General features: G+C 46.3%; 14 protein-coding genes, 4 tRNA genes and 3 rRNA genes. 5 read left to right on the top strand and 16 right to left on the bottom strand.

Annotated features, from left to right (window positions below; all coding sequences use genetic code 11):
- Nucleotides 1–439: 439 nt before the first annotated feature.
- Complete coding sequence (locus RGU72_RS14695; protein WP_322120439.1) at nt 440–1,003, bottom strand: DUF6622 family protein; 564 nt, start codon at nt 1,001–1,003, stop codon at nt 440–442.
- Between the two features lie 134 nt (nt 1,004–1,137).
- On the opposite strand from RGU72_RS14695, the gene RGU72_RS14700 reads away from it, so the two are divergent.
- Nucleotides 1,138–2,049, top strand: a complete 912-nt coding sequence (locus tag RGU72_RS14700) for a recombination-associated protein RdgC (protein WP_322120440.1) — start codon at nt 1,138–1,140, stop codon at nt 2,047–2,049.
- 223 nt (nt 2,050–2,272) lie between these two features.
- Here the strand turns inward: RGU72_RS14700 and RGU72_RS14705 are convergent.
- The 11 genes from RGU72_RS14705 to RGU72_RS14755 form a co-directional block, all read right to left on the bottom strand.
- Nucleotides 2,273–2,349: transfer RNA gene (locus tag RGU72_RS14705), tRNA-Asp, on the bottom strand.
- A 36-nt stretch (nt 2,350–2,385) separates the two neighbouring features.
- Nucleotides 2,386–2,461, bottom strand: a tRNA-Val gene (locus RGU72_RS14710).
- A 229-nt stretch (nt 2,462–2,690) separates the two neighbouring features.
- A 5S ribosomal RNA gene (rrf, locus tag RGU72_RS14715) occupies nt 2,691–2,803 on the bottom strand.
- Nucleotides 2,804–3,032: 229 nt separating this feature from the next.
- Nucleotides 3,033–5,908, bottom strand: a 23S ribosomal RNA gene (locus RGU72_RS14720).
- A gap of 413 nt (nt 5,909–6,321) precedes the next feature.
- Nucleotides 6,322–6,397: transfer RNA gene (locus tag RGU72_RS14725), tRNA-Ala, on the bottom strand.
- A 52-nt stretch (nt 6,398–6,449) separates the two neighbouring features.
- A tRNA-Ile gene (locus RGU72_RS14730) sits at nt 6,450–6,526 on the bottom strand.
- 124 nt (nt 6,527–6,650) lie between these two features.
- Nucleotides 6,651–8,179 (bottom strand): 16S ribosomal RNA (locus RGU72_RS14735).
- The 16S, 23S and 5S rRNA genes sit together here with 4 tRNA genes alongside, the layout of an rRNA operon.
- A gap of 740 nt (nt 8,180–8,919) precedes the next feature.
- Nucleotides 8,920–11,523 (bottom strand): DNA topoisomerase III, encoded by a 2,604-nt coding sequence (locus RGU72_RS14740; RefSeq protein ID WP_322120441.1) that lies wholly within the window; start codon nt 11,521–11,523, stop codon nt 8,920–8,922.
- A gap of 284 nt (nt 11,524–11,807) precedes the next feature.
- Complete coding sequence (locus RGU72_RS14745; protein WP_322120442.1) at nt 11,808–12,284, bottom strand: DUF494 domain-containing protein; 477 nt, start codon at nt 12,282–12,284, stop codon at nt 11,808–11,810.
- A gap of 223 nt (nt 12,285–12,507) precedes the next feature.
- A complete protein-coding gene (gene dprA, locus RGU72_RS14750) occupies nt 12,508–13,695 on the bottom strand; it encodes a DNA-processing protein DprA (protein WP_322121651.1) in 1,188 nt (395 codons plus the stop codon).
- Nucleotides 13,696–13,750: 55 nt separating this feature from the next.
- Nucleotides 13,751–14,857 (bottom strand): LysM peptidoglycan-binding domain-containing protein, encoded by a 1,107-nt coding sequence (locus tag RGU72_RS14755; RefSeq protein WP_322120443.1) that lies wholly within the window; start codon nt 14,855–14,857, stop codon nt 13,751–13,753.
- 151 nt (nt 14,858–15,008) lie between these two features.
- On the opposite strand from RGU72_RS14755, the gene def reads away from it, so the two are divergent.
- The gene (gene def, locus RGU72_RS14760) at nt 15,009–15,548 is read left to right on the top strand and encodes a peptide deformylase (protein WP_322120444.1); all 540 of its coding nucleotides are present in this window, start codon (nt 15,009–15,011) and stop codon (nt 15,546–15,548) included.
- The gene (fmt, locus tag RGU72_RS14765; protein WP_322120445.1) at nt 15,548–16,522 is read left to right on the top strand and encodes a methionyl-tRNA formyltransferase; all 975 of its coding nucleotides are present in this window, start codon (nt 15,548–15,550) and stop codon (nt 16,520–16,522) included. The genes def and fmt overlap by 1 nt, the downstream gene beginning before the upstream one ends.
- Before the next feature lie 359 nt (nt 16,523–16,881).
- Here fmt and RGU72_RS14770 read toward each other — a convergent pair whose 3' ends face one another.
- The 3 genes from RGU72_RS14770 to nhaR form a co-directional block, all read right to left on the bottom strand.
- Nucleotides 16,882–18,603, bottom strand: coding sequence for a diguanylate cyclase (locus tag RGU72_RS14770; RefSeq protein ID WP_322120446.1), 1,722 nt, complete (start codon nt 18,601–18,603; stop codon nt 16,882–16,884).
- A 71-nt stretch (nt 18,604–18,674) separates the two neighbouring features.
- Nucleotides 18,675–19,988: an ABC transporter substrate-binding protein gene (locus RGU72_RS14775; RefSeq protein ID WP_322120447.1), complete on the bottom strand. Its 1,314-nt coding sequence runs from the start codon at nt 19,986–19,988 to the stop codon at nt 18,675–18,677.
- Nucleotides 19,989–20,141: 153 nt separating this feature from the next.
- Nucleotides 20,142–21,041: a transcriptional activator NhaR gene (gene nhaR / locus RGU72_RS14780; protein ID WP_322120448.1), complete on the bottom strand. Its 900-nt coding sequence runs from the start codon at nt 21,039–21,041 to the stop codon at nt 20,142–20,144.
- Nucleotides 21,042–21,344: 303 nt separating this feature from the next.
- Here nhaR and RGU72_RS14785 point away from each other — a divergent pair, with 303 nt between their 5' ends.
- Complete coding sequence (locus RGU72_RS14785) at nt 21,345–22,031, top strand: Bax inhibitor-1/YccA family protein (protein WP_322120449.1); 687 nt, start codon at nt 21,345–21,347, stop codon at nt 22,029–22,031.
- Between the two features lie 132 nt (nt 22,032–22,163).
- Entirely contained in the window at nt 22,164–23,117 is a 954-nt protein-coding gene (locus RGU72_RS14790) for a TerC family protein (protein ID WP_322120450.1), read from the top strand.
- 328 nt (nt 23,118–23,445) lie between these two features.
- On the opposite strand, the gene RGU72_RS14795 is transcribed toward RGU72_RS14790, so the two are convergent.
- Complete coding sequence (locus RGU72_RS14795) at nt 23,446–24,261, bottom strand: NF038132 family protein (RefSeq protein ID WP_322120451.1); 816 nt, start codon at nt 24,259–24,261, stop codon at nt 23,446–23,448.
- Nucleotides 24,262–24,640: the final 379 nt, after the last annotated feature.

Raw genomic sequence — 24,640 nt, forward strand, 5'->3', positions numbered from 1 at the left:
GCGCACCTCGCGTTAAGGCTGAGGTATAGGTAGGTGTGTATGTAAAGAGACAGCAAACATTATACTGTCTTGCACACTCAAAGTCCGTATTGGCGTTGGACGAGCTGGTGAAGAGCTAGCAGATACCCGTTGATTGAGGTCTGATTAGTCAGGACAGTTTTGCGTAAGTCCTGATTGGCGTCTGATTGATCGTCGATTGCCTGAGAAGACTTTACCTGATTTGGACTGGAAACTAGCTACATAATTAGTGCAACATGAAAAAGACGTTTAAATATACTCCTTACAGTATATTTAAACGTCCATATAATCGTTGGACATTTAAGCATATTTTCAAAAATATTGGGGTAGTATATTATTTCCCGCACGTTATTTGCATTCTTGCCTGACGGTTGCTTCAGTCAGATCGCGCACTACAAGCCTGACGGTCGCCACCTTATTTTTAAGCCAGAGATTGTGCTGATCGCTGGGCTGTAGGAGCATTTTCTTCTTTATAACGCTGAACAATGGCCAGCATCTTTCCCATAAATACACCGTTTAAGATGCCAAACAGTACACAACAAATTATGACAAACAGAGATTCTGTTTTCCAGTGCGTATCTATCGCCAACATCACATTCACGCAATATTTGATCATGAAAATAGCCATCATCAATGCTAAGGGCACCCAGCTTCCTGTCAGATGAACTTTTGATTCAGCCCGCATCACGCTGACTGTGGTGCTTTTGGATAATTTCCAGGTCAACGCGGTGACCAAAATATAGCTGAGGCCCCAGCTCACTAGCGCAAGGGGCCTGATACCAAAGTTACTCAGCATCCCTTGCAGCGACAAGCCAAGCATCACGATAGGAATAATGCAAATTGACTTCAGGCTAACGACGCGGTCCTTGCTGGCAATGACACCGCGATAAATTAAAAATCCCAGAATTGCCCAGACCCAGAGTGGCGTATGTGTGATGATTTGACTTAACATTTTATTTCTCCCAGTGATGTAGTGATGCTGCATGGTGACATTTCATCTTCTGCGTGCCGAATCATTTGCGACCAACGAACACCAGATGTCGTGAAACACTTCGGGAATGGTGTGAATGCACCTTACCTAACGTGTAAAATGGATTGTTTTACTAGCTGAGATTATTTATGTGGTTTAAGAACTTACAGATTTTTCGTCTTCCTAGTCCTTTGCAAATAGATGTAGAGGAACTGAATGCGCAACTTGCAAAACAAGCATTTTCGCAATGCGCTTCAGGCGACATGCAAAGCGAAGGTTGGGCATCTCCGCGCGACAATGATCTTTTAGTCCATAGCGTGGGTAGCCAATTGTTCTTACTGCTTGCGACGGAAAAGAAATTATTACCTTCCACGGTGATCAATCAAGTGACGAAAGCACGCGCTATTGAACTGGAAGAGCAGCAAGGATTTGCGCCAGGCCGCAAGGCAATGAAAGATTTAAAGGAGCGTGTAACAGAAGAATTGTTACCACGCGCCTTCGGTATCAAGCGCACAAGCTGGGTATGGATTGATCCTGACCACGGCTGGCTGGTGATTGATTCATCTAGCCCAAACAAGGCAGACGAAGTAATTAAACTTCTACTGAAATGCACCAGCAAATTACCGTTAGAGAGTTTGCGTGTAACAATGTCGCCTACGGCCGCGATGACAGATTGGCTAGTCGGCAATGAAGCGCCAAAAGGTTTCACCATAGATCAGGACACAGAATTAAGAGCGCATACCGAAGATAAGGCGACCGTCCGTTATGTTCGCCATACTCTGGATGCAGATGATGTACAGCGGCATATTGCGGCGGGTAAACAATGCACTAAGCTAGCATTGACCTGGAACGACCGGATCTCATTTGTACTGACAGAAACACTGGCGATTAAACGTATTAAACCGCTGGATATTCTGGATGAAGATACCGATAAACGTACCAGCAATGATGAGGAGCGTTTTGATGCCGACTTCATGCTAATGAGTGCCGAATTGGCTAGCATGCTGGACGATTTGGTATTCGCGCTTGGCGGGGAAATTTCTACTGCGATAGCAGCTTAAGATTAAAGTTAGTGCTAGTAGCACACCATTATTTCACTAGTTATGAAATTGACTCGATCAGCCATAACTCGGAGATATTGGTGCGCTAAACATAGTTTGGATATGATATTTTTATTCTGATGTATTTGTGCAGGTAAATAGAAACCATTTACGAGAAGCATTCACCAGAAATAGAAATACGGCCATAAAAAAAGACGAGCAATTTGCTCGTCTTTTTTTGTTCTGGCGGAGCGGACGGGGCTCGAACCCGCGACCCCCGGCGTGACAGGCCGGTATTCTAACCAACTGAACTACCACTCCGAAACTACTTAACCTTTGTACTACAAGCTTATCTGATGGTGGGTGCTGAGAGGCTCGAACTCCCGACCTACGCCTTGTAAGGGCGCCGCTCTACCAACTGAGCTAAGCACCCGATCTGCTTAATTCAGATAATCTTCATCGTTTGTCACCACGACTACAGAAGCAAGATTATACTGCTTCTACTATCCCACTGTCCAGATATTTTTCACATAATTTCCACTATTTACTGGGAACGTCTGTCATTTCTATCTGTACGCACTGGCTACTCATGAATTAAAGCAAAATTCTAAAAAGGCAAAAGCCCTTAACTCGGATGGAGTTAAGGGCTTTGCGGAATAAAAGCCTGACGATGACCTACTTTCACACTGGTTGCAGCACTATCATTGGCGCGGAGTCGTTTCACGGTCCTGTTCGGGATGGGAAGGGGTGGTACCGACTTGCTATGGTCATCAGGCATAACTTGTTGATCTGTTAAGTCACGCTATTCTGTGAGGGTCAACAAATCCAATTGGGAAGAAGCGCAGTAGAGTGTACGGGTTGAATCGCACTAATCAATGTTTTTTTCACAGCACGCCAGACCATGGCATGCTGTGGTGGTTGTGACTGTTGTCGAACAACTTACTGACGTAAGGTTCAGGCAAACACTTCACAAATACTTGTAACAGATAACCTGCTAAGGTTATAGGGACAAGCCTTACGGGCAATTAGTACTGGTTAGCTTAATGCATTACTGCACTTCCACACCCAGCCTATCAACGTCCTGGTCTCGAACGACCCTTTAAAGAGATCTAGTCTCTGGGAAGTCTCATCTTAAGGCGAGTTTCCCGCTTAGATGCTTTCAGCGGTTATCTCTTCCGAACATAGCTACTCGGCAATGCCACTGGCGTGACAACCGATACACCAGAGGTTCGTCCACTCCGGTCCTCTCGTACTAGGAGCAGCCCCCTTCAAACTTCCAACGCCCACGGCAGATAGGGACCAAACTGTCTCACGACGTTTTAAACCCAGCTCACGTACCACTTTAAATGGCGAACAGCCATACCCTTGGGACCGGCTACAGCCCCAGGATGTGATGAGCCGACATCGAGGTGCCAAACTCCCCCGTCGATATGAACTCTTGGGAGGAATCAGCCTGTTATCCCCAGAGTACCTTTTATCCGTTGAGCGATGGCCCTTCCATACAGAACCACCGGATCACTATGTCCTACTTTCGTACCTGCTCGACTTGTCAGTCTCGCAGTTAAGCACGCTTATGCCATTGCACTATCGTCACGATGTCCGACCGTAACTAGCGTACCTTCGAACTCCTCCGTTACACTTTGGGAGGAGACCGCCCCAGTCAAACTGCCTACCATGCACTGTCCCCGACCCGGATAACGGGCCAAGGTTAGAACCTCAAACAAACCAGGGTGGTATTTCAAGGTTGGCTCCACGAGAACTGGCGTCCCCGCTTCAAAGCCTCCCACCTATCCTACACAGATTGGTTCAAAGTCCAATGCAAAGCTACAGTAAAGGTTCATGGGGTCTTTCCGTCTAGCCGCGGGTAGATTGCATCATCACAAACATTTCAACTTCGCTGAGTCTCGGGAGGAGACAGTGTGGCCATCGTTACGCCATTCGTGCAGGTCGGAACTTACCCGACAAGGAATTTCGCTACCTTAGGACCGTTATAGTTACGGCCGCCGTTTACTGGGACTTCAATCAAGAGCTTGCACCCCATCATTTAATCTTCCAGCACCGGGCAGGCGTCACACCCTATACGTCCACTTTCGTGTTTGCAGAGTGCTGTGTTTTTATTAAACAGTCGCAGCCACCAGTTTATTGCAACCCTTTCATCCTTCCCCCGCAGGGGGGTCAAACTACAAGGGCGTACCTTATCCCGAAGTTACGGTACCAATTTGCCGAGTTCCTTCTCCCGAGTTCTCTCAAGCGCCTTAGAATACTCATCTCGCCCACCTGTGTCGGTTTGCGGTACGGTCTCGTATGACTGAAGCTTAGAGGCTTTTCTTGGAACCACTTCCGATCGCTTCATGAATTAATTCACTCGTCTCAACCCCTTGAATTACGCACCCGGATTTGCCTAAGTGCCTTCTACAAGTCAAGAACAGGCTCTTCCAACCGCCTGACGACCTTCTGTGATCCGTCCCCCCATCGCATCATACGACGGTGCAGGAATATTAACCTGCTTCCCATCAGCTACGCATCTCTGCCTCGCCTTAGGGGCCGACTCACCCTGCTCCGATGAACGTTGAACAGGAAACCTTGGGCTTACGGCGTGGAGGCTTTTCACCCCCATTATCGCTACTCATGTCAGCATTCGCACTTCTGATACCTCCAGCATCCTTTACAAGACACCTTCGCAGGCTTACAGAACGCTCTCCTACCATATATCCTAAGATATATCCGCAGCTTCGGTGTATCGCTTAGCCCCGTTACATCTTCCGCGCAGGACGACTCGATCAGTGAGCTATTACGCTTTCTTTAAAGGGTGGCTGCTTCTAAGCCAACCTCCTGACTGTTTTAGCCTTCCCACTTCGTTTTCCACTTAGCGATACTTTGGGACCTTAGCTGGCGGTCTGGGTTGTTTCCCTCTTGACGCCGGACGTTAGCACCCGACGTCTGTCTCCCAAGCTCGCACTCATCGGTATTCGGAGTTTGCAATGGGTTGGTAAGTCGCGATGACCCCCTAGCCATAACAGTGCTCTACCCCCGATGGTGATACTTGAGGCACTACCTAAATAGTTTTCGGAGAGAACCAGCTATTTCCAAGTTTGTTTAGCCTTTCACCCCTACCCACAGCTCATCCCCTAATTTTTCAACATTAGTGGGTTCGGTCCTCCAGTGCGTGTTACCGCACCTTCAACCTGGCCATGAGTAGATCACTTGGTTTCGGGTCTACACCCAGCGACTAATTTCGCCCTATTCGGACTCGATTTCTCTACGGCTTCCCTATGCGGTTAACCTTGCCACTGAATGTAAGTCGCTGACCCATTATACAAAAGGTACGCAGTCACGGAACAAGTCCGCTCCTACTGTTTGTATGCACACGGTTTCAGGATCTATTTCACTCCCCTTCCGGGGTTCTTTTCGCCTTTCCCTCACGGTACTGGTTCACTATCGGTCGATATCGAGTATTTAGCCTTGGAGGATGGTCCCCCCATGTTCAGACAGGATTTCTCGTGTCCCGCCCTACTTGTTGCAAGCCTAGTACCACAGATATGATTTCGTATAAGGGGCTATCACCCTCTATGGCCGGACTTTCCATTCCGTTCTACTATCAAGTCTGCTATCACTTGCGGCTGTTCCCATTTCGCTCGCCACTACTTTGGGAATCTCGGTTGATTTCTTTTCCTGTAGCTACTTAGATGTTTCAGTTCGCCACGTTCGCTTTGCAACACTATGTATTCATGTTGCAATGACCTTACGGCCGGGTTTCCCCATTCGGAAATCTGCGGATCAAAGCGTGTTTGCTCGCTCCCCGCAGCTTATCGCAAGCTACTACGTCCTTCATCGCCTGATATCGCCAAGGCATCCACCATGTGCACTTAGTCACTTGTCCCTATAACGTTAGCTTCTAGTGTCTGTGTTCATTACTGAACCCAGGTTCATCACTAAAAACCGGTTATAGTTCTTATTACTTATGAGTATTTCTTTAGCGTTTGCCGTATCTCAAGGAATTTGATTTTTTCTAAAACTCTGCTTTGCAGCAGTGCTTTTCAAACTCTTTGTAATACTATGTTTGTTCGATACAATCACAACCCTTCCATAATTTCCATTAACAACTGTCGTTGCTAACTTCTCTTTACAGAAATAATTTTGATTATTTCTACTTTACTTCTTCTCAATTGTTAAAGAACGGTAATACTGTCTTGCTTAATCTCTGTTGAAAGATCAAACCTAAATCGCTTGCCGCTATCGCTGTTGAGCGCGCTGCTTGACTTAGGTTTGTACTTTGCTTCAATGTTTCAATCTTGGTGGAGGTTAACGGGATCGAACCGTTCACCCCCTGCTTGCAAAGCAGGTGCTCTACCAGATGAGCTAAACCCCCGAAACTTGGATGTCTTCCTGCACTCACTTGCCTGCAACCTGCTCCACCAGTTTGGTGGGTCTGGTTGGGCTCGAACCAACGACCCCCGCGTTATCAACACGGTGCTCTAACCAACTGAGCTACAGACCCAGGTGCTTGCTCGATTCTCACGTGAGTGAGTTATACAGCTTGTCGCCAGTTTCCTGGCAACTTACCTTGTTCTTTACAGTAACAGTCAATAAGTGTGGACACTTAACTTTCAGCACAACTCTAGAAAGGAGGTGATCCAGCCGCACCTTCCGATACGGCTACCTTGTTACGACTTCACCCCAGTCACGAACCCTGCCGTGGTAATCGCCCTCCTTGCGGTTAAGCTAACTACTTCTGGCAGAACCCGCTCCCATGGTGTGACGGGCGGTGTGTACAAGACCCGGGAACGTATTCACCGCGACATGCTGATCCGCGATTACTAGCGATTCCAACTTCATGTAGTCGAGTTGCAGACTACAATCCGGACTACGATACACTTTCTGGGATTAGCTCCCCCTCGCGGGTTGGCGGCCCTCTGTATGTACCATTGTATGACGTGTGAAGCCCTACCCATAAGGGCCATGAGGACTTGACGTCATCCCCACCTTCCTCCGGTTTGTCACCGGCAGTCTCATTAGAGTGCCCTTTCGTAGCAACTAATGACAAGGGTTGCGCTCGTTGCGGGACTTAACCCAACATCTCACGACACGAGCTGACGACAGCCATGCAGCACCTGTGTAAAGGTTCTCTTTCGAGCACTCCCAAATCTCTTCGGGATTCCTTCCATGTCAAGGGTAGGTAAGGTTTTTCGCGTTGCATCGAATTAATCCACATCATCCACCGCTTGTGCGGGTCCCCGTCAATTCCTTTGAGTTTTAATCTTGCGACCGTACTCCCCAGGCGGTCTACTTCACGCGTTAGCTGCGTTACCAAGACAATTAAGTCCCGACAACTAGTAGACATCGTTTAGGGCGTGGACTACCAGGGTATCTAATCCTGTTTGCTCCCCACGCTTTCGTGCATGAGCGTCAGTGTTATCCCAGGGGGCTGCCTTCGCCATCGGTATTCCTCCACATATCTACGCATTTCACTGCTACACGTGGAATTCTACCCCCCTCTGACACACTCTAGCCATACAGTCTCAAATGCAGTTCCCAGGTTGAGCCCGGGGATTTCACATCTGACTTATATAACCGCCTGCGCACGCTTTACGCCCAGTAATTCCGATTAACGCTTGCACCCTACGTATTACCGCGGCTGCTGGCACGTAGTTAGCCGGTGCTTATTCTTCAGGTACCGTCATTAGTAGTCCGTATTAGGAACTACCGTTTCTTCCCTGACAAAAGAGCTTTACAACCCGAAGGCCTTCTTCACTCACGCGGCATTGCTGGATCAGGCTTGCGCCCATTGTCCAAAATTCCCCACTGCTGCCTCCCGTAGGAGTCTGGACCGTGTCTCAGTTCCAGTGTGGCTGGTCGTCCTCTCAGACCAGCTACTGATCGTCGCCTTGGTAGGCTTTTACCCTACCAACTAGCTAATCAGATATCGGCCACTCCATGAGCATGAGGTCTTGCGATCCCCCACTTTCAACCTGAGTTCGTATGCGGTATTAGCGTAACTTTCGCTACGTTATCCCCCACTCTAGGGTATGTTCCGATATATTACTCACCCGTTCGCCACTCGTCGCCAGGTTGCCCCGCGTTACCGTTCGACTTGCATGTGTAAGGCATGCCGCCAGCGTTCAATCTGAGCCAGGATCAAACTCTTCAGTTTAATCTCTGTTTTTGTTCATTGCTGAACTCTGTTCTTTCGAACAGTGTCGCTCACTCAAATAACTGACAGGCTATCTCTTGCGAGATATCCTATTTATTACTTTTGCGAACATTTGATATTTTTTAAGTATCATGATCTAATAAATTAAATCACGGTGCCTTCTATCAAGTGCCCACATTTATTGACTGTTAATTGTTAAAGATCTGTATTCTGTGTCGCTTTAAAAAGACTAGGATTCTTGCGAATCAACCACTCTTTTCTCTCTACTTTCTGACAAAGCGTTTTGTTTGTCAGCAGCAAAGAAGCAAGATTATGAACCACTTACCGCTTTCCGTCAATACCTATTTTGAAGCTTCTTTTTAAATCCCATCCGGTTTCTTCTACCTGATCTTGTTCAATTCTCTGCCTTCAAACTACCGTACTCACTTCTCGTGTTTCACTGTCTTTCTACCTCTATTTCCCCGCCTCTCGACGGGAGCCGAACTATAGCAAACATCCCCTCCCTTTGGCAAGTAGCTTCCTAATTATTTTCAGAAACAAGCCACGAAACAAATTAGGGCAAATAAATACTAAGTTCGATCCGCTCGACCAAATAAGTCTTTTGCTGTGAGCGCAAAGAACAATGAAAAGCGCGCACATAAAAAAATTTATGCGTGCGCGATACTTATCCTATGTATTGAGATTATTTAATAGTATGTAGAGAATAATCAAAAACACATATTTGGTTTATTTACGCTTTTTTAGGCAGCTTTCTTTTTATTTACAACTATTTTTCTTACTGCTTTTGTGGCTGTTTTCGCGATTTTTGCTGGTACTTTTACTGACGCACCTTCAGTATTGCTGGTCGCTTTTGCCTTAACAGGCACTTTAGCTTTGCGCTCTTCAAACTCAAAACTGACTTTGCCATCTTTGCCGCGCACCAAGAACGCCTTAAACGGACGACGAGTGCGCTGGGAAATAAAACCAGGTAGCAAATCAGTTTTACCGTCGTTTAATAGTTTTGCCATTTGCTCCGGTAAAATTTCTTGCTGCAAAATAATACGTCCGCTGCGGAAATCGCACGCCTTAGGTTTGGCAACGGTTTTTTCACAGGTATAAGATAAGCCCATTTCATACACATCGCTGCCACATTTAGGACAAGGTCCGAGAGCAGTTTGGCCAGTAAAATCAACAGGCTCAGCATTTTCATCATCCTGATTTTGACCGAAGTCAAATTCAAGCTTGAAGTTATTGTGTTCTTCATCACGTACAATTTTTAGGATCGCGGCGAATGGTCTGCCCATTTTTGAGCGAAATCCTTGCAAGGGACCAATTTCTCGCTTACTTAAAACCTCTTCTACCTCGGCGACCTCAAATTGACGGCTGCCAGGTGTTTTACTCATAGAGAACTCGCACTTGGTACAAGCAAAGCGGCGATAGTTTTCTTTAACTATGCCGCCACAATTCGGGCATGGTGTGTGCAGCGTGGCGTAGTCGCCGGGGATTGTATCGTTGTTATATTCCTTGGCGCGCTTGACGATCACTTGCGTCATTTGGGCAATTTCGCGCATGAATTCTTCGCGACTGATTTTACCGCGCTCCATTTGCGAGAGCTTGTATTCCCATTCACCTGTCAATTCTGGCGAAGTCAATTCATCAACACCAAGTCCGCGCAGCAGCGTCATTAGCTGAAACGCCTTGGCGGTCGGCATCATCTCACGGCCTTCGCGCAGTAAATATTTTTCGTTAATCAGCCCCTCGATAGTGGCAGCACGAGTAGCTGGCGTACCCAAACCTTTACCAGCCATTGCCTCACGCAAATCACCATCGTCAACCAATTTACCTGCACCCTCCATCGCCGACAACAACGTGGCTTCAGTGTAGCGAGCAGGTGGTTTAGTAACTAAGCCGTTAGCTGTGATTTTTTCTGTTTTGACTTTTTCACCCTTAGCAACAGCAACTAAATTGCCTTTATTTTCCGGGTCATTATCGTCTTGTGCCTCTTTGCCATAAATAGCTAACCAACCAGGGTTGGTCATGACCTTGCCTTCGGTCTTAAACTGATAGCCAGACACTTCTGTAATACGAGTCGTGACTTGGAATTCTGCCGCGGGGAAGAATACGGACATAAAGCGACGTGTCACTAAGTCATATAACTTTTGCTCTGGCTCGGACAAATTTTTTGGCGCTTGGCTAGTTGGAATAATCGCAAAGTGATCACTGATTTTGGCGTTATCAAATATCCGCTTATTCGGCTTGACCCAATTACTATTCAAGATCTGGGCGGCGAACTGGTAATAGTTATTGTTTTCCGAGACCGTTTCGAGCGTTTGCTTTACCGTATCTAAATAATCTTCCGGCAAGTGACGGGAATCAGTACGCGGGTATGTCAGCACCTTATGTTTTTCATACAGCGCTTGCGCTAATCCAAGTGTATTCTTGGCAGAGAAACCGAAACGAGAGTTCGCTTCACGCTGCAAGCTGGTCAAGTCGAATAATGCCGGCGCCATTTGTGTCGCTGGTTTAGATTCTTCACTAACATTGCCTTGTTTATTTCTGCAAGCAGCGACAATCGACTCTGCCGCTGCTTTGCTCCATAAACGCTCGGCTTTTTTCTCTGGGTCATGCTCATCTTTTTTGAATTGATGATCTAACCAGCGCCCTTCATAAATACCCGCGGCGCAAATAAATTCTGCACGGACTTCCCAAAAATCACGAGAAACAAACTTCTTAATTTTTTCTTCGCGCTCTACCACAATCGACAAGGTTGGCGTTTGTACGCGACCTACTGTGGTGAGATAAAAACCGCCCTCTTTAGAATTGAATGCCGTCATGGCGCGAGTGCCATTAATACCGATCAGCCAGTCAGCCTCAGAGCGGCAACGCGCGGCATCCGCCAGCGGCATCATGTCTTCATCTGTACGTAGCTTTTTAAAGCCATCGCGGATAGATGCTGGCGTCATAGATTGCAACCACAAACGACTTACTGGTTGTTTGGCTTTGGCATGCTGCGCAATCAAGCGGAAAATTAACTCTCCTTCACGACCCGCATCGCATGCGTTGATAAGAGCAGTAACATCTTTACGCTTGATGAGTTTATTCAACACCTTTAAGCGCGATTCGGTCTTGGCGATAGGATTCAGTGCGAAGTGCGGCGGGATCATCGGCAGGTGGGCGAAACTCCATTTGCCACGCTTAACATCATATTCTTCTGGTACTGTGATTTCTAGCAAATGGCCGACCGCCGATGACAATACATAATCGTCCGACTCAAAATAATCATCATGTTTAGTAAAGCCGCCCAAAGTTTTGGCGATGTCATTTGCGACTGAGGGCTTCTCGGCAATGATGAGGGTTTTGGTCATGGTGTTATTTCTCTATCGTTTCTTTGGCGTCTCTATATCAGAGACTGGCTGAATCGGTGCATGCTAAACAGATACTGATTAATCACTAAAGGGTAAAGTAAAAACTTAATTCGTCTCAATGCAGCGCAAGCCTAGCCTAAATTTGCTTGCGCCGCTGCAACAAGATAGCGCAAACCCATGCACACAAGGCATATTAAGCGCGAATAATAAACGTGATCGATGAAAAACTGCAATCGAGATATGTTTTTTACCACAAAACAAGCGATGACAGTGCTTTAGTGAACTTAGTGCAACAAGCGAGGTTCGCTCTCTTCGTCGGATAATAGCAATTCGTCAAACATGAGCATATCCGGTTCTTTGCCCTGACTCCAGAGCATCATCAGAACGATGACCTTGAGCTTATCCAAAGGAACAGGAGACTCGTTAATTGCCAGAGCACGCTCAATCACGATCTCCCGCTGTTGTGAGTTCATCAGGCCAGCGGATTCCAGAAATTGCAAAAAACCCATGGCTGGCGTACCCAAAACTGCAATTTCGCGCTCGGCGTAGATACGGAAACCCTTGGATGCGAGAACATCAGATTCGGTCTGCTTATCGATTTCGTTCGTTGTGTCGGCCAGAACGGTGAGCCAGTCCAGCGCTTCGGAAATTTCATCTTCTTCAAAGCCGACTGCGGAAAGTTTTTTAGCCAAAGCTACCGTGTCCGGACATGCGTCAGGGCGGTAGTAGGTTTCATAGAGGTATACAAGAATATCGAACATGCCGTTACTGTAGCCTCAAGGAGAATTCGAGACAAGTCCTGCGTTACTGCTTTTTTGCATCATCAATGATACAAAATCACTGCGAAACTTGCCTTATTATATATACTAGGTAGTAGTATTCTAACATATCCATGTATTACCTGTTCAATATGCCAGATTTTGACGATACTCCCCAATTTTTAATGGCTATTTTAGTTTTAGGAATTATAGAAGTTACGCAAAATTACCCCAGGCGTTTAATCATGGCGCCAGCGAGCTGCTCAATATGCCCGTCCAACTCTAATGATAATAATTGTGCGCTCAGGCTTCCCGCATCCATATCTACGCGCTCAGCCAGCATATCGATGTGCACGGGATCGTAGCCAATCGCAATTAATAATTCGCTGTCGGCGGCCGACACGCTGACATTTACATCGGCTCTTACTGCATTTTGTACGAAGTTTGGGGCAAGCGAATTAGCTAGCGACCGATCACGGCTACCGACACCGCTTGAAAATAGTGGCAAAAATCCCAACTCATCCAAAATATCCTGCGCGTTATCGACTAATTTTGCACCTTGCTTAATCAGTTGATGGCAGCCCTTAGCCAAAGGTGAATGAATCGAGCCAGGAATAGCAAATACATCACGCCCTTGTTCTGCCGCCATGCGCGCGGTGATCAATGAACCTGACTGCGCGGCTGCCTCAATGACTAATACCCCCTTTGCCAAGCCAGAAATAATCCGGTTACGGCGCGGAAAGTTAGAGGCAATCGCTGGCATGCCAAGCGCATATTCACTGACAATACAACCACCATCAGCAATCAAGTGCGCAAGGCTGCGATTGCGTGCCGGATAAACAATATCGGCGCCAGTACCAATCACAGCCACGGTCGATCCAGCGCCGCGCAGAGCGCCCTGATGCGCAGCGGCATCAATGCCTGCAGCCATGCCAGAACTAATTGTTAAACCAGCCTTGCTTAACGCTTCAGAAAATTGCTCGGCATTTAAGATGCCCTGCGTAGTTGCATTTCTGCTACCGACAACGGCAATGGTTGGCGCATCCAATAAAGCAGCACGGCCTTTGACATAAATCAAAATTGGCGGATCAGGGATGTCAAGCAAGGCACGCGGATAATTGGCATCGGCCAAGGTCATTACCTGATTACCAGGCGATGCGCACCAATTCTGGGTAAGATTGATTTGTTGTTGAAGTTGATCGGAAGGCGCCTGTAGTAAAGCCCGTGCAATTTTTTCCGATATAACTTGGGTCAGCGCAGAGAAGCTTGCTGCAAAAATCTGCGCTGGCAATCCAAATGCGGCCAACAGCTTACGGGCAGTTTCTGGCCCGACACCTGAGGTTTGCTCTAGCCGAAGCCAATCCTGCCAGTCCGTATCGTCAGCTAAGTCAGTCTTTTGCGTTGTTACAAACATGCTGTTATTTGTTGCTGTTTGCTGCTGCTTGATATTTGGGTCGTAGGTTGACAATTTATTCAGGTGAACTAGCAACATCACCCACAGCAACAGCGTCAGTGACATTCATGATCAAGCCATAAGAAATATTGTCGAAAACGCGAAAAACAAATAAAGAGCCATATCGCTCATCCGGTAAGCGGATCGCATTTTTGTTATCTGTTTTATCTTGTATAACCTTGCCATAGCGGGATAATTGCAAAACAGTACCTAGATTGAGACCTGCATTAGCGCCGCGATTGATGCTGACAATTTGGTTTTGTCCCGCCGTATTAACACCCCCGTAAATCGAAACAACACGTGCACTGACAGTCTGCTCGGGTGGATGTGGCATATAATTTAGAATCGGCATAGGCGGCACTGGCACCAGCCGGTCACCGACAGTCATTTCTTCTTTTGAATTACTGACGATAAAAGTATCCACACCATCCGCAGTCTTAGCAACACGATCCAACTTGACCGTCCCTAAGAATGCCGCCTCATAAGCAATTACCTTTTTAGTGTCTGGATCTTTTAGTGGTACGCCCGGCCGGAACACCTGGAAGGATGTGCCTCCCTTTAAGTCACCGCGTACATACGCTTTATCATTTTTTGCCATATTGACGCGCCCTTCTTGGGCAGCTACGATGCGCGGGGCGTTCAAAAGGGTCTTCTCTTCTACTATCAGGGGCTGCACCAGAAAAGGCTCAATTAGATTAGACGGGATCGACGTAATTGCATTCAAATCTAAAGATTCGCTGCGGATTTGAGGTTGCAGTTTTACAGAACCATTTGCCAAAGTACTGACCGAACCTGCACCACTAATTGGATTGCCTAAACGCAAACGGCCATTAACTCGGTCGAAATATACGATTTGGTTCGGATAAATCCAGTGGGGGTTACGAATCTCTTCACGATTCATGCCCCATACTTCTGGCCAGCACCAAGGATTATTTAAAAATGTGCCAGAAATTCCCCACAAAGTATCGCCTTTGATTACTTCATGCTTATCTGGCGCATCCGGCAAAAAGGTACATTTGCCAGTGCGAACTGTGCTGACAACATCCTGCGCTGCAACGGGTAAAGTGACTATCGCGGGGAAGGCAACTGCGAGAAGCAAGGCGATTGTGCTAAACTTTTTCATGAATGTTGTCCGATGCGTGGTGCTGGATGCTAGATGGTAAAGCAGATAGGCGAGTAACAACTTGCCAAAGTGAATCAAATTTTGCCTATAAATCATTGAAGTAGCAAGAAAAACCGCATTGCAACGCCCTTTCGTTGTTGTGAAAAGTCTTATGTCTATACTAAATATCCTCCGTTATCCTGATCCACGTTTGCATAAAGTGGCTAAACCCGTCAGCGTTTTTGATGAACGCCTGAAAAAACTTGCCGCCGATATGGCCGAGACCATGTATGACGCACCGGGCGTTGGCCTGGCGGCATCTCAAGTCGATGTGCACGAACAATTGGTGGTAATCGATACCTCCGAAACCAATAGCGATTTGCGCGTGTTCGTCAATCCAGAAATTATCTGGGCAAGTGCAGAGAAAAAAGTCTATGACGAGGGCTGTTTGTCAGTACCTGGTATTTATGATGGGGTTGAACGTCCGTCAGAAGTCAAAGTCCGCGCTTTGGATGTCGATGGAAAACCATTTGAAATCCACGCTGATGGCTTGTTGGCCGTTTGCATTCAGCATGAAATGGATCACCTCAAAGGCAAAGTATTTGTCGAGTATTTGTCACCACTCAAACGCAATCGCATCAAAACAAAAATGCTCAAAGAAGAGCGCGAAGAACAACGCACTGGTCGGAATCCATCGTCGAAAGCACGTTGATGCGCATCATTTTTGCCGGCACGCCCGAATTTGCCGCAATTGCACTACAAGCCATTCATACAGCAGGCTTTGAAATCCCATTAGTGTTGACCCAACCGGACCGTCCGGCGGGTCGTGGCATGCAATTGCACGCCTCCGCGGTCAAGCAGTTTGCCCTGCAGCATGGGATTGCGGTAGCGCAGCCGACTTCTTTGCGACTAGACGGTAAATATCCAGAAATCGCACAAGAAGCGCACGATCTGTTACGCAATACGCAGCACGATGTGATGGTGGTTGCCGCGTATGGTTTGATTTTGCCACGCTCGACTCTCAGCATCCCACCACTAGGCTGCATCAATATTCACGGGTCCCTTTTACCTCGCTGGCGCGGCGCTGCACCTATTCATCGCGCGATTGAAAGCGGTGATCGCGAGACCGGCATCACGATTATGCAGATGGAAGAAGGACTAGATACCGGGCCTATGCTGAGTATGCAAAGTATTGCCATCGCGACGGATGACAGCACCGGTAGTTTGCATGACAAACTGGCGCAACTTGGCGGCGAAATGATAGTACAAACGCTGCGGGCTTTAGAGGAAGTACAAGCGTCCATACAAACAACGGTGCAACCCGAACAAGGAGTCACTTATGCTGCCAAAATCAGTAAAGAAGAAGCTGCATTAGATTTCAATTTAGCCGCCGATGTTTTGGCGAGGAAAATCCGTGCCTTCAATCCCTTTCCCGGGGCACATGCCAATATGAATGGCAGTGTCATCAAAATTTGGCGTGCTGAAGCCGTTAAGCCATCATCCGGCACAGAAACCAGACCAGCGGGTCGAGTCATTGCCGCTAACGCGCATGAAGGTGTGGTGGTTGCCTGTGGCGAGCAATGCCTACGTTTGACCGAGCTACAAAAACCCGGCGGTAAGCGCTTGCCTGTTGCAGAATTTCTCAAGGGCTTTGTGATCGAAGTCGGCAGTCAATTCTCTCGCTAAAACTTTAGCTTAATTTTCTGCCGCGCTGCACCTGTTGCGTCTGCTGAATTGACGCTGATGTTTGAATCCGCGAATCTGTATTTGAACTTGCGTTTGAACCGGCAATGATGTTTACATTCCACCCGAGATCGGTATTGCGCTCAGCGACCTACCGGACTCACATTGCAATTATGATCGGCGTTTATTTCCGCCAAATATCTCTAAGATACATCTGCTTTTATTTAATATACTCCATACTGTATATTTTATTGTCCATATATTTATTGGACGATAAGGCACATAAGTACATATACTCCCGTTATTTTCATTAATTTACTGGGATTTTATTTGCAAAAAACGCTGCAGCAAAACCATTCAAATCATACCGCCCCAGCAGTATTTGATTCAGCCGAAACAACTCTATTACGACCAAGCGCCTTTGCGCTGTATAAAGCGTGATCAGCTCTGTCTACCAAAGCTTCGAGCAAGCGCCCTTCTTCTGGAATCAGTACTGCCACACCAATGCTTACCGTGACATAACCATAGTGCGAACTCGCGTGTGGCAAAGCGCTGCTGGCGATCGCCTCGCAAATCGTATTGGCTAATATCATCGCGCTGCTGAAATCAGTTTCTGCGGCAATCAGGACAAATTCTTCACCGCCATAGCGGGCCACCAAATCGCTGGCACGACGAGAATTGGACTTTAATATGTTCGATACTTTGCGCAGGCATTCATCACCAGCCAGATGACCATAATGATCGTTATATTTTTTAAACCAATCCACATCCAGCATCAGCAATGCAATTGGGTGTTTATTGCGCATAGCTCGCAGCCATTCGCTAGCGAGTACCTCATCAAAGCGACGACGGTTGGCAATACCCGTCAGCCCATCCGTTGCGCTGATGGCAGCGAGTTTACTGTTTGCCAGTTCCAGATCGCGGGTTCGCTCGTTGACGCGCTCTTCTAGCCGTTCATTATTTTCATGGACTTTACTTGCCATTTCATTGAACTTGGCAGAGAGCGCGGTGATCTCGTCTTTGCCTTCATAGGTCATGCGTATCTGATAGTTGCCAGTCTCGGTTTCTTTCATGATAGCGATTAGTTTTTTGAGCGGCATGGCGATACTGCGCGAGATCACCAGCGACAACAAAATCGCAAAGATAAAACACAGCAATCCGATCAAAATCATCTTATTTCTGACCGACTCAGCCTCTGCAATCAGGTTGTGCAAAGGGATCGTGCTGATAACGTACCAGCCCGTGTTCGGGATGCGGGAAAAAGCAGCAAGATAGGTGTTGCTGCCTTGATCGGCATAAGAGGTAAAGTTGGTGTCAATACCGTTTTTTAGACTTGCTGCAACCTGCTCCAGAAGTAGCGGCTCAATCACCATATTGATCGATTTATTCGACGAGGTAATTAACTCGCCATTTGTACCGTTCACTACGAAGGTATTGGCATTACTTCCCAAATCAACGTTATCAAAAATAGTCGAGAAATAAGAAGGCTTTATGCCCACGAATAAGGTACCCGCCAGATGATTATTGGCTTTGATATGCATAGTCCGCAGCATGACCACACTTTTTTGTCCGGCTGAAATACTGTAAGTGCACCAATACGGGCGACCATGCATGAATGGCGCTTTAGTGACGACGTCCACCACGCCTTTGCCCAACTGCGAAAATACTTGTGAATCGAGGATACGATTCTCGCGGTCCAAAAAATATTTTTGATTGATATAAGTGAAGGAACCGTATTTTTCTATTAAGGCTTTGGTTAGATCTGAGCGGGCAGTGATTTTAGCAGCCTCATCATCACCGTCATAATTGTCTAACGCATTTTGTACCCGGTCGGAGAGTACTAATTCTTCACTAGCAGTTTCTATTCTGCCCATTTGCAATTGGATATTCTTAGATACCTGCTTGACTATCTCCGTAGAAAATAACCTTGCCTTGTCTTGAATTGCCTTGCTTGATTCGAGATAAGAAATATAACCAGAAACAATCAAAGGTAATAACGACAGCAATATAAAAGAGATCGTCAGCCGATATCGGATTTCTATTTTTCTTAATCCTGATGAAAAAAAATCTAGTAGCGCGCGCATAGTAAACTAGCCATTTCTAGTAACGTTTTCTGTCGAAATTTAGCTTGTATTGACATGTAGGATTGCCTGATTCATTGATTATTTTTCTTGGCTTCATCTTTGACGGAGGCATCTAATGCGTAGGCTGCCTCCTGCGGTGTTTTCTTGCCAAACAATACACCTAACAACAAGGGATGCAAGATTTCTATTGTCTCTGCAGGTAAGGACGAATAATAAGGATTTGCTGTCAGCGGATACTGACTCACCTTGGCGATGTAATCCAGAATTTGCGGATCACTGACAATCTTGCCTTCAGTTTTCTTAAATGGAGAAATATTCTGGCGCTTATTCTGCTGAATAGCGTATCCCTTACCATTCATAAAATCTAAAAATTTCAGCGCCGCCTGCTTATTGGGTGTGTCGCATACGGCAAACCCCGTCTCATTGCCAATCACAGGTACCACGGTCTGATCAGCATCGTTCCAAGGCGGGATAAAAATCCCAGAGGTAAAGCCCTTGCCGTTCATTAATAACCCAGCCGCCCAGGTACCATGAAAAGCCATCGCTGTTTTACCCTCAGTAAATAGCTTAATGCCGTCGTCATAATTAGTATTCATGTAGCTGGGTTGGACATAACCACGATCGGCGACCAGCTTGATCCGTTCAAATATCTCCGCAACTTCTGGCGTATTCAAATCCAACATGCCGTGGGCGATTTTGTTTTTCCAGTCAGGATTTTTGGCGACGACATTATTTGCAAAGCCAAAACTAAACGGCCCGTTACCCAACATATTCGGGAACCCGCCATTCCACATGATAGGGATGAAACCCGCTTTTTTAAGGCGCTCGCAGACCTCTAAGAATTCTTCAAAATTACCCGGTGGTTTGCTGATGCCCGCTTTTGCAAACATCTCCCGGTTGTAGTACATCAAGGTCGCAGCGACGCCGCCAGAAATACCATAGTAGCGCCGTTTGGATGATGTCCAGTCAGGTTTTAATGAGTCCAGCATATTATTCCACGAGGTAGTCTCACCAAGGTCAATCAAAATTCCCTGATCTGCGAGTCTGGCAGCGTAGGCGTTAGGATTGATAGAAATAATATCGGGAAGATGATCTGCTGCGATTTTTGGTTTGAGATTTTCTTCCACAGAATCACCGATCATAAACTGCACATCGACTTTGATCGTTGGGTTTTCCTGGCTGAATTGATCGGCGATACGCTGCATTTCTTCTGGCCAATCAGGCGCCCAGATTAAAGCGGTAATAGTGGTTTGTGGCACTGGCTTGCTAGTAGCTACCGTTTGCTCCGCTGGCTTATTACATGCAACGCTAATGCAAACAAGCATAGCTAAAGGCAGTTGAACGAAGAGCGTCTTGGTGATGCCGTTATTTGCTGCTTTATGCATGTATTTTTCCGGCTTGGCTGTAGTATCTACAGCATCTATAAGATCAACAATTCAATGTCTATTGAAGCACAACTTTCCGACCAGAAGATACGACTCATTGGCGGAAAATCAGATAAAAGCGCACTACTTTCGAGACTGTTGTAAGCGCTTGTATTAAGAAACTTGATTCTGTTGGGTCGCTTGGGTAATCGCTAATACTGCCGGATGCGTCAATTTGCGTTGTACAGAAATCGCATAAAACTGCTCGCGAATCTCGTCAGTATGCCCCACCTGCTGCACATCGTATTGACGTATAACCATATCAGCAATGGCAGATGGCGCCGCAAAAAAACCGGCCCCCGCTTGACCGAAGGCGCTCATCAGAGCGCTATCATCAAATTCTCCGGCAATTCGCGGGTGTAGTTGCTTTTCGTTCAGCCAAAACATCAGTTTAGAACGTAAGGCAGAATCTTCTCCGGGCAATAAAATAGGCGCGCCCTGCAAACACGCAGGAAATGCCTCGCCATATTGCTGCGCCAGAGCAGCCGTCGCAAAAAAACTAATGCCACACTCTCCAAGCTGATGATTAAATCCACGTACATTGACCGTGGGTGGCATCGGGCTATCAGTAATCACAATATCGAGCTTGTGCAAAGCCAGCTCAGCAAGTAAGACATCGAGCTTGCCCTCGCGGCAATTGATCCGCAAAGTTTGCGGTAACGCTAAGGCAGGTTCTAACAAACGATAAGCAACGGCTTTAGCTACCGCATCTGACACGCCAACACGCAGTTGTAGCGTGCGCGCGGTTGGTCTGTGCTGCAATACTTCTTCCAGCTCTTGTCCCAAAGAAAAAATCTCTTCTGCGTAACCCAATACTAAGCGCCCCGCCTCGGTCAATTGCAAATTGCGACCTTGCTTCTTAAATAATTGCTCGCCTTGAATATCTTCAAACAAACTAATTTGACCGCTGATGGTTTGTGGTGTCAGGTTCAATTGCTCGCTAGCACGGGCAATACTGCCCGCTTTGGCAACGACCCAAAAATAATGCAGATGCTTGTAATTAAGGCTCGTCATCGTTGGCCGCACCCAATAAAAATTGAATAGATTTAGGACTTACGCAAAATTGTCCCAGCAAGGCACTGCGGCGGTTTTGCATAAATTTTAAGATTACAATATTTCTAAACACTTCGTTTTATACGAACTATTTATCAATTATATTCGACTTTTATTACTAATTGAGGCGCACTATACTTTGGTCACCTTGTATAAAAAGGCGAAAAACTTACTTTCTGACTGGCATTATCGCTTGGTTAGTATTGGCAATGTCCGAATAAATAAGTTTAGCTTTTAAGGTTTTCCACATTTTAGGAGAAAAGCATGAAAATTTTAGACCGTTCCGCCTTACGCAACGTGCAAACCGTGGATTACAGCGACAGCAATGTCGATGCTAGCCACAAAGTGTTACGCAACACTTATATGCTGCTTTCAATGACGCTGTTATTCAGCGCACTGACGGCCGCAGCCAGCATCGCTTTCGCCCTACCTAGCCCGGGCATGATTATTACGCTGGTTGGTTATTTTGGTCTGCTATTCCTAACTAATAAATTCCGAAATAGCGGCTTAGGCATCTTATTTGTCTTTGCACTGACAGGCTTCATGGGATTGACCATAGGACCAATCATCAGCCATTACCTCGGTATGGCAGGCGGTGCAGGGATTGTGATGAGCGCAATGGGGTTGACGGGCGCTATTTTTTTATCTTTGTCTGCGTATGTGCTGGTGAGCAAACGTGATTTTAGCTTTATGGGTGGCTTTTTGATGATCGGTATGCTGGTCGCTTTTGTGGCAAGTCTGGGCGCAATTTTCTTCCAAATCCCCGCATTGTCATTAACGATCTCTGCTGCGATGGTATTGCTCATGTCTGGCATGATTTTATTTGAAACTAGCAACATCATTCGCGGTGGCGAAACCAATTACATCATGGCTACAGTTAGCTTATACGTCACGATCCTTAACCTTTTCCTGAGTCTGTTGCAATTATTGGGTTTTATCGATAAAGAATAAAGTTCAGCTGGGGTGCGCATATTGCAAAAAACATCTTGCATAAAACCGTGTGCCCCAGCCAAACGTCACTCTGTATAGACCACACATAACCTATACCACTTCTTCTACCAAACCGGTTTAATAGGAAATTCAATGATTCACAGTATCGCGCAACCTTGGATGTGGGCAGTTTTTATTGCTTTCGTCTTGGGCATGCTTGTACTCGACGTAGTTGCCCTAGGCGGTTCGCGTTCACATAAAGTTAGCGTAAAAGAAGCTGCTATCTGGTCAGCTGTCTGGGTCAGCCTGGCCTTACTGTTTGACTTTGGCCTATGGATGTATTTGACGGACACTTTCGGGCGCGCTGTAGCAGATGCTAAAGCAATGGAATTTTTGGCAGGTTACGTTATTGAAAAATCCTTGTCCGTCGATAACGTATTCGTCTTTCTGCTGATTTTTGGTCACTTTGCTGTGCCGCTGCAATATCAGCGCAAAGTATTGTTATATGGCGTATTGGGTGCCATCGTCATGCGCATCGCGATGATCCTGGCTGGCACGTGGGTAGTCACACAATTTGCTTGGGTACTGTATTTGTTCGGTGTATTTTTGCTGGTTACGGGTTTCCGTATGTTGGTCGCAGCAGAAAAAGAACCTGATTTAAATGCAAACCCTGTCCTGCGCTTTTTGAAGAAATGGATACCATTTACTGAGGATTTCCGTAAAGAAAAGTTCAGCGTAGTAGAAAACGGCAAACGCGTTTTTACTCCATTACTGTTAGTCCTGATTTTAATCGAAGTATCCGACGTGATCTTTGCGGTTGATTCAATTCCAGCAATTTTTGCAGTTACTACCGATCCGTTTATCGTATTTACGTCTAATATTTTTGCGATTATGGGTCTACGTGCACTGTATTTCTTGTTGGCAGATATGGCGAACCGCTTCCACTTATTAAAATTTGGTCTCGCCTTTGTATTGATGTTCGTCGGTATAAAAATGCTCATCGTAGAGTGGATGCACATACCTACAGCTATCTCGTTATTGGTTATCGGCAGCATTCTGGCAAGTTCTATTGTAGCCAGCCTAGTTGCCACTCGCAGCAAAAACTAGTTTTACTTGTATCGATCCCTTTTGGGCGCATTACCGATTTTGGTGGTGCGCTCTTTTTTTATATAGAGTTCCTAGTCGAGCGACGACAAGTATGAAGTTGTCGCTGCAATGTTTATACTCAAATCAAGACGAGATTATTCATTTGAATGCGGCATACCGCTGTATTTCTAAGACGTAATAACGGTCTGATAGAAAATCTAGGTTTGATTAAACCGCTCTTCTCAGAAAATATAGACACAAAAAAAACCCACGATTTGCTTCGTGGGTTTTTTAATTTTAGCCAACTAACTACAATTAGCTTAACGCAGCTTAAATTACTTAATACGAATTATGATTTACGACGACGTATAAAACTCAAACCTGCCAGACCCAATCCAAGCAATGCGAGTGATGCTGGCTCAGGCACATTACCAGGGACATCTTCAATTGGCTTGCCACCGATAGTAATGCCATCAAATGCCAAACCTGTTTGATAAGCAGTGTCAACGTAATTAGCAGTACCAAATTCCAAATAATAATTACCTGCCGCTGCGACGTTATAAGTCGAAGATACCCAACCAGTGTAACCACAACCATTGCTGTAGCAAGTACCACTGCTGCTGCCCAAAGGCGCCCAAGAAGGTGCACCAGGAACAATTGTCACTACGCCTGGATTAATCGTTGCTGCAATACCTGGCATACCAAATCCTGGAACACTATTGCCGTTTGGTGTAGTTCTCGCTGTAAAAAGCAAAGCGATCTGGTTCAAGGAAGAGTCTAACAAACGAGCCCAAGCATAATCAGAAAAACCAGCGCCATCAGAAGTGACGAAGTCAAAACTGAAATTCAATGCGTCGCCAGCATTAGATGAAAACAAAGTACTGCGCAATGTAGAACCGTTAGTGCTGGAAGCACCAACTGCTGCCAATACATTTCCAGATACGCCACCGTTAGTAGAAACCCAGCCGTATTTGCTGCTGCCAACTGGCGACAAACCAACTACGCCATTTGCACCGGAAGTACTGCAACCACCAGTACATACCCAGCCTGATGGCAGACCACCGTCAAATATCGCAGCAGATGCATTACCTGCCACGGCGACAGCGCCCAGAGTCAATGCTATTGCCAAACTCAATTTTTTTGCAGATTTTTTTAAAATGTTCATTTTTTCCTCACATGTTATTGATGATTATGGTTGAAGCTGATTGTCAATAAAGCACTTATCATGCCAAATTGGGATCAAGCATTGAATCCTTTTAAATTCAATCACTTACAATAATATTTGTTGCAATAAAAACTATTAATCCCGGTGTGCGTAATATTTATCGACAAAAAATTAACGCTCAGGAATCAAAATGATGGCTCTGACATCCACTTTATTAAAATCGTATTAGCAAGTAACAAAAATGCATAAGGGAAACAAGCCAATCCTGCTCCAGACTAAATTTGTCGCACTCTCTTTATCGTATAATCTTTAACTTGCGCCGATTTGATACTCAGATTGCGGGCGCGTAATAAGTGCAGCTAAAAGGAACGCCCGGTCC

Origin of the sequence: Undibacterium sp. 5I1 (assembly GCF_034314085.1) — a bacterium.
Lineage (GTDB): Bacteria > Pseudomonadota > Gammaproteobacteria > Burkholderiales > Burkholderiaceae_D > Undibacterium.

Bases quoted from the DNA above. Each gene is read 5' to 3' on its own strand.
- RGU72_RS14695 (WP_322120439.1), bottom strand. From the start codon at position 1,003: ATGCAGCATCACTACATCACTGGGAGAAATAAAATGTTAAGTCAAATC.
- RGU72_RS14700 (WP_322120440.1), top strand. From the start codon at position 1,138: ATGTGGTTTAAGAACTTACAGATTTTTCGTCTTCCTAGTCCTTTGCAA.
- RGU72_RS14740 (WP_322120441.1), bottom strand. From the start codon at position 11,523: ATGACCAAAACCCTCATCATTGCCGAGAAGCCCTCAGTCGCAAATGAC.
- RGU72_RS14745 (WP_322120442.1), bottom strand. From the start codon at position 12,284: ATGTTCGATATTCTTGTATACCTCTATGAAACCTACTACCGCCCTGAC.
- dprA (WP_322121651.1), bottom strand. From the start codon at position 13,695: ATGTTTGTAACAACGCAAAAGACTGACTTAGCTGACGATACGGACTGG.
- RGU72_RS14755 (WP_322120443.1), bottom strand. From the start codon at position 14,857: ATGAAAAAGTTTAGCACAATCGCCTTGCTTCTCGCAGTTGCCTTCCCC.
- def (WP_322120444.1), top strand. From the start codon at position 15,009: ATGTCTATACTAAATATCCTCCGTTATCCTGATCCACGTTTGCATAAA.
- fmt (WP_322120445.1), top strand. From the start codon at position 15,548: ATGCGCATCATTTTTGCCGGCACGCCCGAATTTGCCGCAATTGCACTA.
- RGU72_RS14770 (WP_322120446.1), bottom strand. From the start codon at position 18,603: ATGCGCGCGCTACTAGATTTTTTTTCATCAGGATTAAGAAAAATAGAA.
- RGU72_RS14775 (WP_322120447.1), bottom strand. From the start codon at position 19,988: ATGCATAAAGCAGCAAATAACGGCATCACCAAGACGCTCTTCGTTCAA.
- nhaR (WP_322120448.1), bottom strand. From the start codon at position 21,041: ATGACGAGCCTTAATTACAAGCATCTGCATTATTTTTGGGTCGTTGCC.
- RGU72_RS14785 (WP_322120449.1), top strand. From the start codon at position 21,345: ATGAAAATTTTAGACCGTTCCGCCTTACGCAACGTGCAAACCGTGGAT.
- RGU72_RS14790 (WP_322120450.1), top strand. From the start codon at position 22,164: ATGATTCACAGTATCGCGCAACCTTGGATGTGGGCAGTTTTTATTGCT.
- RGU72_RS14795 (WP_322120451.1), bottom strand. From the start codon at position 24,261: ATGAACATTTTAAAAAAATCTGCAAAAAAATTGAGTTTGGCAATAGCA.